This is a genomic window from Micromonospora sp. WMMA2032 (assembly GCF_002688545.1).
GTDB lineage: Bacteria > Actinomycetota > Actinomycetes > Mycobacteriales > Micromonosporaceae > Micromonospora > Micromonospora sediminicola.
On the sequence record NZ_CP024052.1, the window covers coordinates 3785095 to 3799225 of the forward strand.

The window sequence follows — 14131 nt, forward strand, 5'->3', positions numbered from 1 at the left end:
ATGACCTGGGCTTCTTCACCGAGCCGCCTGACGGAATCGAATCGTCGCCCTACGCAATACCCGATCAAGTTGCCCGCCCCACCGAGCTGGGCACACAGCGGCCTGGCAGCGGAAATGCCTCCCGACATCGCACACTGATCCCCCGCTGTCTTCGCTGGCAGCCGCGTCGTCGTCGGGATCCCCTCTCGGGACCTGCTCTCCTCCGTGGCCGTTTGGATCATCGATCTGCTCGTCCTGTACGGAGTGATACGGCTGGCCGTTCGCCACGGTCCGTGAGAGTTCGGGTTCAGTCGTCGTGACCGGCAGCGGGGCGAAGGTGTTCCCACTGCGGGTCGTAGCAGACGAGCCCGTGTTCGGCGGCCATCTGTGCGGCCTCCGAGGAGACCTCGTCGGACCGGCTGAACGGGATCGTGAAGTAGACCATGGGGCCGGACGCCTCATCGATGAGGCCGTTCGACAGGAGGTAAAGCTCGGCGTCGCGGCCGTACAGGTCGGGCCATCGGGCCGCCACGGCGTCGACGTATGCCCGGATTCGCGGCGTCGGCGGCTGTTCCTCGCTCTCGAAGTACCGCTGATAATGGGCCTCGTATGCCTCACCGGCCGCTTCGTCGTTGGCGGGCAGATCGCCCTCCCACACCGCCAGGTCGTAACTCATGCGGGCAGCGTGCCAGTGCTGGCGGATCTCCTCGTCGGGCAGTCGTGGACCGTCCAGCGAGTGGTAGCAGAGCTGGATACCCGATCGCGGGCACTGGCCGTGGCGTCAAGCGACGCAAAACTCGTTGCCCTCGGGGTCCTGCATGACGACGTGACCGAGCACGTCGCCGTACCACTCCTCCCGGATCACCGTCGCGCCGGCGGATACCAACGCGGGGACCTTCTGCTGGATCAGTCGTGCCCGCTCGACCATGTCCCAGGGGCCTGGACCGGCCACCCGGAGGTCGATATGCATGCGGTTCTTGCTGGACTTGCCCTCGGGCACCTTCAGGAAGCTCATGGCAGGGCCTTGGCCGTCCGGGTCGACGATGGAGGCGTTGTCGGGCTCGTCGAAGCCAGGTTCCTTGACATAGCCGAGGGCGAGCGCCCAGAAGGCAGCTATCCGCTGCGGATCGTCGGCATCGCATCCCAAGGTCCAAAGAGTCGCCATGACGCCAAGGTACGGGGGCCCGCGACTGGCTGTCATCGGCGAGATCCCCTGCTCCCCGGTCTGCCCCACGCGTCCGCCAGGCGATCGAGCGACTAGCTCCGAGGGCATGAGCCACCCGCACGATGAGCTTGCGAGCATCCTCGCGTAGCCGCTTCCATCCAGAGTTTCTCCATGGCTTTGACGTACGCCGCGGCTTCCTCGTCGCGATGGACGTGTACGCGGGCCTGTTCGGTGACGACCTGGACGCCGTCCCCAACCGGCCAGCATTCGCGGCGTGGGACGCGGACCATCTGCGGACCGGCACGCCCGACGGCGGTCTCGTGGACCTTGAGAAACGGCGAAGCCCAGGTCGATGACCTGGGCTTCCGTACCGAGCCGCCTGACGGAATCGAACCGTCGACCTACGCATTACGAGTCTGTCGCGGCCTGGTGGTCGTCGTGGTCCTGGTCCCCGCCGACCTTCTGCTGCGGTCCGGCCGAGTCCGTCGCCGTTCGCAGGCTTGGCTGCTCCCGTGGCTGCTCCGGCCGGCGCAACGCCAACGTCCCGGGCGTCCTCTGAGCGGATGGAAGCGGACTGCGAGGAGTCACGCAACACGGCAGCCTGCTTCTGTATCGCTCTGCCTGGTTTAGCAGATACCAAAGGTGCGGCCAGGGGGACCAGGCGTGATGGGCTGTGCGTCGATGGGCGGCGAGAAGCTCCGCACCTGCCCGAGAGTCGCGTATCGAGTGATGCCACACCTCAAGGACCCAGCGTCGAGGCACGACCTTACGCCGGACGTACAAGCCAAGGGTGTCGTACATGCCAACTGCGCGGTTCATCAGGTAAAAGCTCTCGGAACGATCGTCGGGAAGCTGCTGCGATCTTCCGGCGTCAAACAGGAGCCGCCGTCCCTGCTGTATTTCGGGGGAGATGAGTTGCTCGTGCATGTACCTGTAGGCATCCCGTCGCTGTTGACTCCGCTGCACGAGCACGGTGCTCAGTGACAGGCCCACGGCCAGGGTCGCGATCACGACACCGAGCAAGTCCTTGTAGGTATTTACCCACTCCATGAGGCCAACGTAAAGACGGAAGGCAACCGGCCCGCCTCGTCTGTCCGTGTGGCGGCCTCGGGCGGCTGTCCGCAACCCCGCTGGGTGGATCCGGGCCTATCCTGTCGGCGTTTCGATACGTCGTTCGATCGTGGCGCTGAGCAAGGCCGGGCTAGCGCGATCGGTGCTCTCGCTGCTTCCTCGCCGCCCTTCTGAGTGGCATACGGGGACAGCCTCATCGGGTCGATGGTTGCTATCGTCGCTCGCATGGTGGCAGGGAGTAACAAGAGCCGGCGGAAGTCTCGTAAGTCAATGTCCCCTGAGGAGCGAGTGCAAGCCGAGCGGGACGTCCGGGGTGCGGTCGCTGACCTGCAAGTAACCGCCTACTCCAACCTCCGAAACGCCATCGCCAACGTGGCGATCTTCTTCGGCTTCATCGGCGTGTTCGCCACGGTCATCGGCGCAGCAGACGGGTTTCGGCTGATCCCGATGCTGGTCTTGGTCCTGGCCGGGCTAGCCGGGGCCGCCTACTACCCGGCTCGTCACCAGCACACGTTGGCGGTCAGGCTGCTGATGGCGTCGAGCGCGCTCCTGGTGATCGGGCTGGCCGGCCTGGTCCTCGTCGCCACGGTCCTCTAACCATGAGCTTCAACGTCGAACCTGGCGCGCTGGTCAACTACGCCCGACAGTTGGATCGCGCGAGTGGCGACGCGACCGCGATCTCCGGCTACATCGGCAACCACACCCAGGAGGCCACCGGGGGCGAACTGATCGCCATCGCCGCCGACGGCCATCGGCACGCCACCACCGTCATCACGGACACGATGAAGCGGCTGAACGCACTGCTCGACGCCTCCGGGCCGGAGTTGACCGCCGCCGCCGGCTACTACCGCAAGACTGACGTCAGGGCAGCATCAGACCTGGATCGCACCCTACCGGGTGCCATCCCCTGCCAGCCTCCGACAGCGCTGGAGGAGGAACTCAGGACCCTCGCCTGTCCCCCACCGCCCTTTGTCGACCTGCGCGATGTGACCGGCAGTCTCACCCCGCCACCGGAACCGGACTCACCGCCCAACGCCCTTGGCTGGATGGACTACATCAGTCCCACGTCCTGGGCCATGAAGGGCTTCGACACCGTCTTCGGCTTCGACCCGATCTCCTGGCTGCAAGAACGCATGTTCGGCAACTGGGAAGCCCTCGCCACCATGCAACCCGTCCTCAGCAACGCCGGCAACGCGCTGCACGACCTGGCCCTCAACGTCCAGACCGGCGCCACGACCCTGCACCAGATGTGGCACGGACAGGCCGGAGACGCCGCACACAGCTACTTCACCCAACTGTCCGGCGCCACCGCCGCCCTGCGGGGGCCGCTCAACGACATCGGCCACGAGTACAAGGTCATGGCCGACTCCGTCTGGTCCATCGGTGAATCGCTCGGCGGCGTCATCAAGGGCCTCATCGACGCGGCCATCATCGCCGGCATCTCCGCCGCCGCCGGAACCATCACCGCGGCAACCGGCGTCGGCGCAGTCATCGGCTACGGCGTGGCCGCCGTTGAAGTCGCCAACATGCTCAAGCTGTGGGGCCAAGCCACACAGCTCTACCAACACGCCAACGCCGCCGTCCTCGCGTTCCGGTCCGCCCTGACCCACCGGCTCGGCGACCTCGAATCCGTCAAACTTCCCGCACTACCCGGCAGCAACGGCTACGACCATCCCCTCGTCGCGGCCGGCGCCACCCGATGAGCGACATCGCCGACATCGCCAGCGATGACCCACGACGCATGAAGGCACTGCACGACAGCCTCGACCGGCTCGCCGACAGCCCACAGCCTGAACTCCGCGAGATGGCCCGCGCCGTCCTCAACGGCGACATCATGCTCAGGACAGCCGCCCTCACCAGCGCCTACGGTCCCGCGCTCAACGACGCCTTCAGCAACTTCTGGACCTACTACAGCCAACTCGACCCCGAAGAACGCCAGCAACTCGAAGCCACCGCCTACATCGACAACCCGGACGTCGCACACCGCCCGGGCAACGCCCAACCGTAACGGCGTCGTCCCGCCGACGTCTCGCTTACAAGCTCTGTGCGTAGCGTCCGTACGCGTCCAGGTCTTCGCCACCGCTGTTGGCACGCCCATCCACCCCCACAACGACTACCGATCGTTCCGGGAGATCATCCGGCGGGCGGGCTTACGGCAGGTCCGTCTTCACGACCTACGGCACACAGCGGCAAGCGTCCTCCTCGCTCAGGGCGTACCCGCCCGCGTGGTCATGGAGATCCTCGGCCATTCGCAGATCAGCGTCACCCTCAACATCTACGCCCACGTGGCCCCGGAGATCGCCCGAGAAGCGGCCTCCCGGTTGGAGGGGGCGCTGTGGTCGGGTGAGTAGGTTGGCTGCTCGCTTGGCTGCTCAGCCTTCCGACTGCAAGCAAAAGGCCCAGGTCATGATCGGCAATCAAGCCGGTGACCTGGGCCTTTCCGTGGAGCCGCCTGACGGAATCGAACCGTCGACCTACGCATTACGAGTGCGTCGCTCTAGCCGACTGAGCTAAGGCGGCAACGATCGTCAAGTGTACGGCACGCCCCGCCGGAAGCCGAACGGGATACCCCTACACCAGAACCGGACATCGGGCACATCTGCCCGAGTACGGGAGAGACTTCCCGTCCGGACCGGACTACCCTGCGGCGGGTGAGCGAGGACCACGAACCACCCCGACCGTCCCCCGCGGCGCACCCGGGCGAGCGGGCCTCCCGCCGCCCGCTGAGCATGGACCCCCGGGAGCTGGGCTTCACCCCGCGCCCACCGGTCCCCTGGCTCGCGCCGCTGCTGCTGATCAGCACCGGCCTGCGGACGCTGCTCGCCATGCTGTTCGGCGCGTACCTGGACAAGCGTGAGCTGCAGAACGCCTTCGGCGACGACACGTTCCGGCAGGTCGGGCCGGACGGCGGGCTCTGGCTCGACTACGTGGCCGACCTGGGGGACGGCTTCGACGCCACCTACTCGATCGCGTACCTGCTGGCGCAGCCGGAGCTGACGGTGGACGGGCACCGGCTGCCCCGCGCGCAGACGCTGGTGATGGGCGGCGACCAGGTCTACCCGTCGGCGGGCTACGAGGCGTACGAGGACCGGTGTAAGGGTCCCTACCAGGCCGCGTTGCCGGTCGCCCCGCCGGAGCGGCCGACGCTCTTCGCGGTGCCGGGCAACCACGACTGGTACGACGGACTCACCGCGTTCCTGCGGCTGTTCGTGCGCTCCCGGGACCGGCACTTCGCCGGCTGGGGCACCGGCCAGTCCCGCTCGTACTTCGCTGTCGAGCTGCCGGCGGACTGGTGGCTGCTCGGCCTGGACGACCAGTCCGGGTCGTACCTGGACGATCCGCAGCTCACCTACTTCGACCAGGTCGCCCGCAAGCTCACCCCGCGGTCCAAGGTGATCCTGGCGGTGCCGGCGCCGACGTGGGTCAAGGCCGTCGACCACCCCAACGCGTACGACTCGATCGACTACTTCATCCGGACCATCGTCGCGCCCACCGGGGCGCAGGTACGGGTGCTGGTCTCCGGCGACCTGCACCATTACGCCCGCTACGCCGGCCCGGAGCGGCAGCTCATCACCTGCGGTGGCGGCGGCGCCTACCTCTACCCCACCCACCACCTGCCGGAGCGGTTGGAGGTGCCGCCGCGCGACACGCTCACCCGGCGCGCCAGCCGCACCCGCGAGTACGACCTGGCCGCCCGTTACCCGGACCGGGCCCGTTCCCGGCGGTACGGCTGGGGCATCTTCGGCCGGTTGCCGTTCCGGAACCCGGGCTTCACCACCCTGCTCGGCACGGTGCACACGCTGCTCATGCTGGCGATGGCCGGGGTGGCCGCGCAGCGGGCCGACTCCACCGCGCAGCGGCTGTTCAGCGTGCCGTTGGTGGCGATGCTGGTGGTGACGTTGCTGGGTGCGGCGTTCTTCGCCAAGCCACCCAGCGCGGGCGGGAAACGGCACGCCCGGCACTGGATCCTCGGCGTGACACACGGTGTGGCGCAGGTGGCGCTGGCGGCCGGTGGCACCTGGGTCTGGCTGCACCTGCCGTTCTACGACTGGCCGTGGCCGTGGCCGGCGGTCGCCGCGGTCGTCCTCTACGGTCCGGCAAGTGGGCTGGTCGCCAGCCAGGTCGTGGCGCTCTACCTGCTGGTGGCGGGCGCGTTCGGGGTCAACCTGAACGAGTTGTTCGCCGCCCAGGGCATCGAGGACTCGAAGGCGTTCCTCCGGTTCCGGATCGACCCGGACGGCACCTTGACGATCTACCCGATCGCCCTGGACCGGGTGGCCCACGCCTGGCAGCTCAACCCGGACGACTCCCCCACCGCCCCCTGGCTGACCCCGAAGACCCCGCTGACCCCCCGCCTGGCGGAACCCCCCGTCACCCTCCGCTGACCGGGCACCGTGCCGGAGACGGGAGGTCAGGAGGGGGTGTTGTAGTGCTGGTCGTGGGCCTGGCGGGGGGCGCAGACGGAGGCGCGGCTGCACTGGCAGCGGGAGCCGTCGGCGTCCAGCCGGACCGTCACCGCGTCCCGCGGGACGCTGTGGCCGACCACCTTGCCCTCGCCCTCGGGGGTGGAGACGCGGCTGCCGACCGCCGGGGCGGACTCCTGGAACCGCTGGTAGAGCGGGTGCTCGTACTTCAGGCAGCACATCAGCCGCCCGCACGCGCCGGAGATCCGTAGCGGGTTGAGCGGCAGGTCCTGGTCCTTCGCCATCCGGATCGTCACCGGCTCGAAGTCGGTGAGGAAGGTGGCGCAGCACAGGTCGCGCCCGCAGGAGCCGATGCCGCCCTGCACCCGCGCGGAGTCGCGGGCGGAGAGCTGCCGCAGCTCGACCCGGCAGTGCAGCGTCGCGCCCAGGTCGCGCACCAGCGAGCGGAAGTCCACCCGGTGCGGCGCGGTGAAGTAGATGGTGGTGCGGTCGCTGCCGCTCTCCGGCGTGGCGAGGACGTGGTCGACGGCGACCACCTTCATCGGCAGGCCGTGCTCCCGGATCAGCCGCTTGGCGGCCACCTTCGCCTCGGCCTTGCGCCGGCGCAGCAGCTCGTCGCGGCGCAGGTCGTCGTCGCCGGCCAGCCCGGCCAGCCGGGGGAAACCGTCGGTGTCCTCGGTGACCCACTGCGCGGCCCAGACGCACTCGGCCACCTCGGGCCCGTCGTCGGTGGGCACCAGCACCCGGTCGCCCACCTGCGGGCGCAGCTCGCCCGGGTCCAGGTAGTAGAGGCGCCCGTACCGGTTGAAGCTGACCGCGCAGAGCATGCCCATGTGCCCACCCTACGCGGAGGCTCGCCGGCGGACGGCCGACCGGTCGCCGTCCGGTCACCCGACGCAGCGATCCATCCCGATCAACCCGACCGAAGCGCCTCCCACACCTCGCCCGGACGGCTGAATCCTGGGCCGGGCGCGGGACAAACGCCGGCCGACCGCGTTGAGTGAAGGCATACCTGCGGGGGGTGCAGGGGAAGGCCACGGCGTCGCCGCCGATGCCCGGCCACGGCCGGATCGGCGCGCGACGCCGTGGACCGTCAGTAGCCGATCCGGGTGGTGCCGCCGTAGCGCGGCGCGGTGGCGGCCCGGTCCCGCCACGTCGTCTCGGCCAGGCTCGGCCCCCACTGGCGCAGCAGCGTCTCGGCGCCGTCGTAGGCCACCCCGAGCACCGAGAGCACCCGGGTGGCGATCTCCGCCGCCGCCGACGCCCCGACCCGGCCCGCCTCGCCGCCCGGGCGACCGGCCGCGTGCACGGTGACCGCCTCGGCCGAGCCCAGCACCTCGGCGAGCACCCGGGCCAGGGCGGCCCGGCTGCTCTCCACCCAGCCGGCCAGCGCGTCGGCGTAGCCCGCGGTGGACTCCAGCCGCCCGACCAGGCTCTCCGGCCCTTCGTCGAGGTGCCGCAGCAGTGCGCCACGGGCCTCGTCGTAGGCCGCGGCGGCCGACCCGGACCAGGCGACCTGGTCGGTGAGCAGGGCGCAGGTGTCGTCGTAGCCCCGGACGAGCCGGCGCACGGCGTGGCCGGCGCCGGTCAGCGGCGCGGGGTGCAGGTCGAGGAACTCGCGCACGGCCGCACCGGGGAGGACCTGCATCCGGCGCAGCAACGGCCAGAGCCGGTGCCCCTCGGGCGCGCCGGCGGCCAGCAGCGCGTCGACCCGGGCGAGCAGGTCGAGGCCCGGCTCGGCCAGGCGGTCGAGCGCGTCCATCAGGCCTCCCGGGCCAGCCGGCGGGCCACCGCGTCGTCGGCCGCCGCGTAACGGTCGGCGGCACTGCGCAGGGCGGCCGCGGCGGTGGCCAGCCGGTTGGCGGCGGCCTGGGCCTCGCGCGCCCGGTCGGCGGTGGCGGCGGTCCACTGCCGGTGCAGCGCGCGCCCCACCTCACCGGGCCGGCCGACGGCGTGGGCGCCGAACGCGGGGTGCGGCGGGTCGGTGGCGGTCACCGTGCGGGCCAGCGTGGCGAGGGTCGCGCCGGCCTCGTCGAGGCGGGCGGCGAGCGCGCGCAGCGTCTCCATGTCAGGCTCCCGCCAGCGGCCGGTAGGCCGCGAAGGTCTCGTTGTGCAGCTTCTCCCGGGCCCACTGCGCCGCGTCGGCGGCGGCGGTCACCGCGGCCTGCACCGAGCCGGCCACGTCGCGCGGGCTGCGCTGGTGCAGCGGGCCGAGGAAACGCACGTCGGTGATCCGCCCGCCGGCGGTCACCACCACCTCGACGAGCCCGTCGGGTGAGCGGACGGTGACCTCGACCGTGGCCACCGCCTGGTCGAACTCGGCCTGCAGGGTCTCGATGCGGCGGTAGCGCCGCACCGCCTCCTCGATCCAGGCCTCGTCGATCTCCCCCCGCGGCATCGGCGGACTCCTCCCGGCCGGTCGGCGGCGCCGGCCCCCCGGCGTCGCCCTTACTGAGCGTGCCGCCTTCGTCACCACGGCATCACCGGACCGTACCGCACGTCAATCGCGCCTGTCGATGCCCTGTGGACAGGCCCGGGGTGGGGTGGGGTCAGCCCCGCCAGAGGGACAGCATCATCGCCTCCACCGCGATCCGCGGCTTGACGTTCGCCTCGATCGCCGCCCGGCACTCCAGCACCGCCTCCAGGCGGCGCAGCGCGCCCTCGGCCTCCCACTTCTGCGCACCGGCCCCGGCCAGCGCCGCCGTGTCGGTGTGCACCGGGACGACCGGCGCCCGCAGCGCCATGGTGAGCGCGTCCCGGTAGAACCCGGCGAGGTCGACGAGCGCCCGGTCCAGCGCGTCCCGCTGGGCCCGGGTGGCCCGCGACTTCTGCCGCTTCTCCAGGTCCTTGAGCTGGCCGGCGGCCCCCCGCATGGCGCCGGCGGCGCCCCGGCCGGTGCCGCCCGCGCCGAGCGCGGTCTGCAGCGCCGCCCGCTCCGCCTCGTCGGCCTCCGCGACCGAGGCGGCGGCCTCCGCCTCGGCGGCCTCGATCAGCGCCGAGGCCGCGTCGAACGCGGCGCCCACGCCGGTGAGCCGGCGCGGCACCGCGAGCACGGCGTCCCGCCGCTGCCGCGCCTCCGGGTCGCGGGCCAACCGCCGGGCCCGGCCCACGTGCCCCTGCGCGGCCGCCGCGGCCCACTCGGCGACGTCCGGCGCGATGCCGTCCCGGCGGACCAGCACCTCGGCCACCGCGCCGGCGTGCGGCTGGCGCAGCGGCACGACCCGGCACCGGGAGCGGATGGTCACGGAGACGTCGTCCGGGTGGGTCGAGGGGGCGCAGAGCAGGAAGACGGTACGTGGTGGCGGCTCCTCGACCGCCTTGAGCAGCGCGTTGCCGGCGGCCTCGGTCAGCCGGTCGGCGTCCTCGATGATGACGACCTGCCACCGGCCGCCGGACGGCGTGCTCGCCGCCCGCAGCACCAGCGCGCGCATCTCGCCGACGCCGATGGAGAGCCCCTCGGGCACCACCAGCCGGACGTCGGCGTGCGTGCCGGCCAACGTGGTGTGGCAGCCCGGGCAGCGACCGCATCCGGTGCCGTGGACGCACTGCAGGGCGGCGGCGAAGGCGCGGGCCGCCACCGACCGACCGGACCCGGGCGGCCCGGTGAAGATCCAGGCGTGGGTCATCCCGGCGCCCGGGTCGGCGGCGGGGGGAGCCACCGGGCCGTCCGCGCCGGGCTCGTCGAACTCCTCGGCGAGCGCGTCGAGGTCGTCGTGCCCCTCGGGGTCCCCGGCGCCGGCCGGTGCGCCCGCGTGGGCCGCGACGGGCGCGGCGGCACGCAGCAGCGCGGCGGCCGAGGCGGCGGCCCGCCGCAGCGTGGCCACCGCCTCGTCCTGCCCGACCAGGTCACCGAAGACGTCCGTCATCGGCGGGTCTGCTCCATCGTCACCAGCTCCGCGTCGGATAACTCGGGCTGGACCGAGGTGTCCGGGCCCTGCGCCGGGCGCGGGTGCACGATCGCGGCCGGATCGACCAGGAACTCGTCCACCCGCCGGGCGACGGCGTCGGCGATCTCCTCGACCGGCCGGGACGCGTCCAGCACCAGGTAGCGCTTCGGGTCGCCGGCGGCCAGGTCGAGGAAGGCGTAGCGGACGCGCTCGTGGAACGCCAGCGACTCGGCCTCCAGCCGGTCGGCGCCCTCGCTGCGGGCCTCCACCCGACCCAGGCCGGTGCGCGGGTCGACGTCGAGCAGGACCACCAGGTCGGGCTTGAGGCCGCCGGTGGCCCAGGAGGAGAGCCAGGAGACCTCGTCGACCGGCAGCGTCCGGCCGGCGCCCTGGTAGGCCAGGGACGAGTCGACGTAGCGGTCGCTGACCACCACCGCGCCGCGGACCAGCGCCGGACGGACCACGGTGGCCACGTGGTGGGCGCGGTCGGCGGCGTAGAGCAGCGCCTCGGCGCGCGGCGACGGCGTGTCGTCGTGGGTGGTGCCCAGCACCAGCGAACGGATCCGTTCGCCGACCCCGGTGGCGCCCGGCTCGCGGGTGACCACCACGTCCCGACCCTGGCCGCGCAGCCGCTCGGCGAGCGTCGCGAGCTGGGTCGACTTGCCGGCGCCCTCACCGCCCTCGAAGACCACGAAGAGGCCGCTGGAGACGAACGGCTCGGCCGGCATCAGCGGGCGGCCCCGGATCGAACCCCAGAGGTCGGCGAGGACCGGCACGCCCTTCTTGTCGTCCATCTGCCCGAACGCGCTGATCCCGGCGAAGATGCCGGCCGCGCCGGCGGCGAGCAGAAGCAGCCGGGTCGAGGAGATCGAGATGCCCAGGTCGGCGATGGTGAGCTGGCGGGAGCCGCCGACGCCGACCAGCAGGCTGCTCAGCGCGATGGCCAGGATCAGCACCAGCCGGGTGCCGATCTGCACCACCGCGAAGACCCGGCCGCGCACCTCGTCGGCGACCTCGCCGCCGAGCAGCGTCGTGCCGGCCAGGAACGCCATGCCGGCGCCGGCGCCGACCAGGATCGCGCCGACGATCGCCATGGACAGGTGGATGGCGAACGCGAGCACCAGCACGGATGCGCTGGCCAGCACGATGCTCATGCCGAACCAGCGGCGGCGGGACATGTCCCGCACGATCATCGGGCCGAGCCCGATGCCGAGCGCCAGCCCGACGAAGATCGCGCCGAAGAGCAGCGAGAACGCGGCGTCGCCGGCGCCGAGCGAGTTGGCGAAGAACTTGGCCGTGCCGACCACGATGCCGCCGCCGGCGAAGGCGCCGAAGATGCCGAGCACCAGGCCCCGCACCAGCGGCGTCTGGCCGATGAACTTCCAGCCCTCGGCGAACTGGCGGAACATGCTCTGCTCGGCGCGCTCCCCCTCGCCGCGCTGGGCCTCGCTGATCTCCTTGATCCCGAACGCCACCACGAGCGCGGTGGCCAGCCGGGAGAAGGCGTTGAACCAGAGCGCGAGCTGGGCCGGCTCGGCCCAGTCGGGCAGGTCACCACCGACCGCCCCGCGGACGCCCCGGTCGAGCACGGCCAGCGCGACGGCGGCGGCCACCGGGGTCAGGCCGTACGTGGTGATCAGCGTGAGCTGGTTGGCCGCCTCCAGCCGGGTACGCGGGATCAGGTTGGGGACCGCCGCCTCCTTGGCCGGGATCCACATCAGGGTGATCGACTCGATCAGGAAGGTGGCGATCAGCGCCCAGCCGACCACCAGGCCGCCCGCGGCGCCGGTGAGCGCGTAGAGCGGGATCGACGCGAAGAGCACGAAGCGCAGCAGATCGCAGATGACCATCGTCCACCGCCGGTCGAACCGGTCGGCGAAGACGCCCGCCACCGGGCCGAGCACCAGCGCCGGCAGCAGCCGGATGGCGGTCACGCCACCGAAGGCCGCGCCCTGGGCGGTGCTGCCGGACACCTGCGAGGCGGCGAAGAGCGCGGTGGCGAGCAGGCCGAGCCAGTCGCCGAAGGAGGCCGCGCTGAGCACGATCCACAGCCGGCGGAACGGCCGGATGCGCAGCACCGAACGGATGGCGGCGATCCCGGAGCGGTCGGCCTGTGTGCCGGGCGACGACACGCCGGGCGACTCGCCGTTCTTCTGGCTTTCGATGGCCGTACCTCCACGTGCCGGCCCAGATGTGGGCATCCCCGGTGGAACACTCTAGTCGCGCAGAGGGCGTCGCCCCCCGCGACATTCACCTGCTCGCCGAGCCTAGGCCGCCGGGACCACCGCCCGCAGCCCGGACAGACGCGAGGGTATTTCGCATTGCCGTCCAGACAGTTAGCGTGCAGACGTGGCCATCGACCGTGCCGAACTTCGCGATCGTCTCGACCGGGCGACCGCCCACCTCGACCCGCCGTACGCGGTGGTCGATCTCTCCGCGTTCGACGCCAACGCGGACGCGCTGGTCGGCCGGGCCGGCGGCAAGCCGCTGCGGGTGGCGAGCAAGTCCGTGCGGGTCCGCGAGCTGCTGACCCGCGCGCTCGCGCGCCCCGGCTGGCACGGTGTGATGGCCTTCACCCTGCCCGAGGCGGTCTGGCTCGCCCGGACCGGCGTCAGCGACGACGTGCTGCTGGCGTACCCGACCGCCCACCGGGCGGCGCTCGCGGAGCTGGCCGCCGACCCGGCCCTCGCCGACGCGGTGACGCTGATGGTCGACGACGCCGGGCAGCTCGACCTGATCGACCGGGTCTGCCCGCCCGGCCGCCGCCCCGCCCTGCGGATCTGCCTCGACCTCGACGCCTCCTGGCGACCGCTGCGGGGGCGGGTCCACGTCGGCGTGCGCCGCTCCCCGGTGCACAGCGCCAGGGCGGCCGGCACGCTCGCCGCCGCCGTCGCCGGCCGGCCGGGCTTCCGGCTGGTCGGCCTGATGTCGTACGAGGCACAGATCGCCGGCCTCGGCGACGCCCCGCCGGGGAAGGCGGTGCTCGGGTCGGCGATCCGGGTCGCCCAGCGCGGGTCGTACCGGGAACTGCTGGCCCGCCGGTCGGCGGCGGTCGCCGCGGTCCGCGAGCACGCCGACCTGGAGTTCGTCAACGGCGGCGGCACCGGCAGCGTGGCCGCCACCAGCGCCGACCCGGCGGTCACCGAGGTCACCGCCGGCTCGGGCCTCTACGGGCCGACGCTGTTCGACGCGTACCGTGCCTGGCGGCCGACCCCGGCGGCGTTCTTCGCCTGCGCGGTGGTCCGCCGGCCGACGCCCGCGATCGCCACCGTGCTCGGCGGCGGTTGGATCGCCTCCGGCCCGGCGGCGGACAGCCGGCTCCCCCGGCCCTGGCTGCCGGCCGGGCTGACGCTGCTCGGCGCCGAGGGTGCGGGCGAGGTCCAGACCCCGCTGGCCGGGGACGCCGCGAGCGACCTGCGGGTCGGCGACCGGGTGTGGTTCCGGCACGCGAAGGCCGGTGAGGTGTGCGAGCACGTCAACGAGGTGCACCTGGTCGAGGGCGACGCGGTGGTCGCGACCGCGCCCACCTACCGGGGTGAGGGGCGGGCCTTCCTCTGACCGGGCCGGGACGTGACGACGGCGGGTCCCGGCGCACTCGCAGAACC

At 72.2% G+C, this 14131-nt stretch carries 15 protein-coding genes and 1 tRNA gene; 7 read left to right on the plus strand and 9 right to left on the minus strand.

Translation table 11 applies throughout. The features are described from left to right. Window positions 1-286 precede the first annotated feature (286 nt). A complete protein-coding gene (locus tag CO540_RS17320; protein ID WP_099162857.1) occupies window positions 287-655 on the minus strand; it encodes a hypothetical protein in 369 nt (122 codons plus the stop codon). Window positions 656-760: 105 nt separating this feature from the next. Next, window positions 761-1144 carry a VOC family protein gene (locus CO540_RS17325; RefSeq protein WP_099164807.1) on the minus strand — a complete coding sequence of 128 codons (384 nt, stop codon included), beginning with the start codon at window positions 1142-1144 and terminating at the stop codon, window positions 761-763. 681 nt (window positions 1145-1825) lie between these two features. Here CO540_RS17325 and CO540_RS30195 point away from each other — a divergent pair. The 5 genes from CO540_RS30195 (at window position 1826) to CO540_RS30975 (ending at window position 4566) form a co-directional block, all read left to right on the plus strand. Continuing rightward, entirely contained in the window at window positions 1826-2128 is a 303-nt protein-coding gene (locus tag CO540_RS30195) for a hypothetical protein (RefSeq protein ID WP_157779144.1), read from the plus strand. A 459-nt stretch (window positions 2129-2587) separates the two neighbouring features. Beyond that, the gene (locus CO540_RS17335; RefSeq protein ID WP_157779145.1) at window positions 2588-2812 is read left to right on the plus strand and encodes a hypothetical protein; all 225 of its coding nucleotides are present in this window, start codon (window positions 2588-2590) and stop codon (window positions 2810-2812) included. A 2-nt stretch (window positions 2813-2814) separates the two neighbouring features. After that, window positions 2815-3918 (plus strand): WXG100 family type VII secretion target, encoded by a 1104-nt coding sequence (locus CO540_RS17340; RefSeq protein ID WP_099162860.1) that lies wholly within the window; start codon window positions 2815-2817, stop codon window positions 3916-3918. Beyond that, window positions 3915-4223, plus strand: coding sequence for a hypothetical protein (locus CO540_RS30970; protein WP_253866000.1), 309 nt, complete (start codon window positions 3915-3917; stop codon window positions 4221-4223). Before CO540_RS17340 ends, CO540_RS30970 begins: the two co-directional genes overlap by 4 nt. A 34-nt stretch (window positions 4224-4257) precedes the next feature. Next, window positions 4258-4566: a site-specific integrase gene (locus tag CO540_RS30975; RefSeq protein ID WP_256386055.1), complete on the plus strand. Its 309-nt coding sequence runs from the start codon at window positions 4258-4260 to the stop codon at window positions 4564-4566. A 92-nt stretch (window positions 4567-4658) separates the two neighbouring features. Here the strand turns inward: CO540_RS30975 and CO540_RS17350 are convergent. Continuing rightward, window positions 4659-4735: transfer RNA gene (locus tag CO540_RS17350), tRNA-Thr, on the minus strand. Between the two features lie 131 nt (window positions 4736-4866). Between CO540_RS17350 and CO540_RS17355 the strand changes: the two genes are divergently transcribed. Beyond that, a complete protein-coding gene (locus tag CO540_RS17355; protein WP_091583518.1) occupies window positions 4867-6600 on the plus strand; it encodes a metallophosphoesterase in 1734 nt (577 codons plus the stop codon). Between the two features lie 26 nt (window positions 6601-6626). On the opposite strand, the gene CO540_RS17360 is transcribed toward CO540_RS17355, so the two are convergent. The 6 genes from CO540_RS17360 to tmk form a co-directional block, all read right to left on the minus strand. Continuing rightward, entirely contained in the window at window positions 6627-7472 is an 846-nt protein-coding gene (locus CO540_RS17360; RefSeq protein ID WP_099162862.1) for a regulatory iron-sulfur-containing complex subunit RicT, read from the minus strand. Between the two features lie 260 nt (window positions 7473-7732). Next, window positions 7733-8401, minus strand: a complete 669-nt coding sequence (locus CO540_RS17365) for a hypothetical protein (protein ID WP_099162863.1) — start codon at window positions 8399-8401, stop codon at window positions 7733-7735. Continuing rightward, complete coding sequence (locus tag CO540_RS30590) at window positions 8401-8706, minus strand: hypothetical protein (protein ID WP_099162864.1); 306 nt, start codon at window positions 8704-8706, stop codon at window positions 8401-8403. Before CO540_RS30590 ends, CO540_RS17365 begins: the two co-directional genes overlap by 1 nt. A 1-nt stretch (window position 8707) precedes the next feature. After that, window positions 8708-9037: a YbaB/EbfC family nucleoid-associated protein gene (locus CO540_RS17375; RefSeq protein ID WP_099162865.1), complete on the minus strand. Its 330-nt coding sequence runs from the start codon at window positions 9035-9037 to the stop codon at window positions 8708-8710. A gap of 151 nt (window positions 9038-9188) precedes the next feature. Beyond that, window positions 9189-10505 (minus strand): DNA polymerase III subunit delta', encoded by a 1317-nt coding sequence (locus tag CO540_RS17380; RefSeq protein ID WP_099162866.1) that lies wholly within the window; start codon window positions 10503-10505, stop codon window positions 9189-9191. Beyond that, the gene (tmk, locus tag CO540_RS17385) at window positions 10502-12568 is read right to left on the minus strand and encodes a dTMP kinase (protein WP_253866753.1); all 2067 of its coding nucleotides are present in this window, start codon (window positions 12566-12568) and stop codon (window positions 10502-10504) included. The genes CO540_RS17380 and tmk overlap by 4 nt, the downstream gene beginning before the upstream one ends. A gap of 307 nt (window positions 12569-12875) precedes the next feature. Here tmk and CO540_RS17390 point away from each other — a divergent pair, with 307 nt between their 5' ends. After that, window positions 12876-14084 carry an amino acid deaminase/aldolase gene (locus CO540_RS17390; RefSeq protein WP_099162867.1) on the plus strand — a complete coding sequence of 403 codons (1209 nt, stop codon included), beginning with the start codon at window positions 12876-12878 and terminating at the stop codon, window positions 14082-14084. The last annotated feature ends 47 nt before the right edge of the window (window positions 14085-14131 follow it).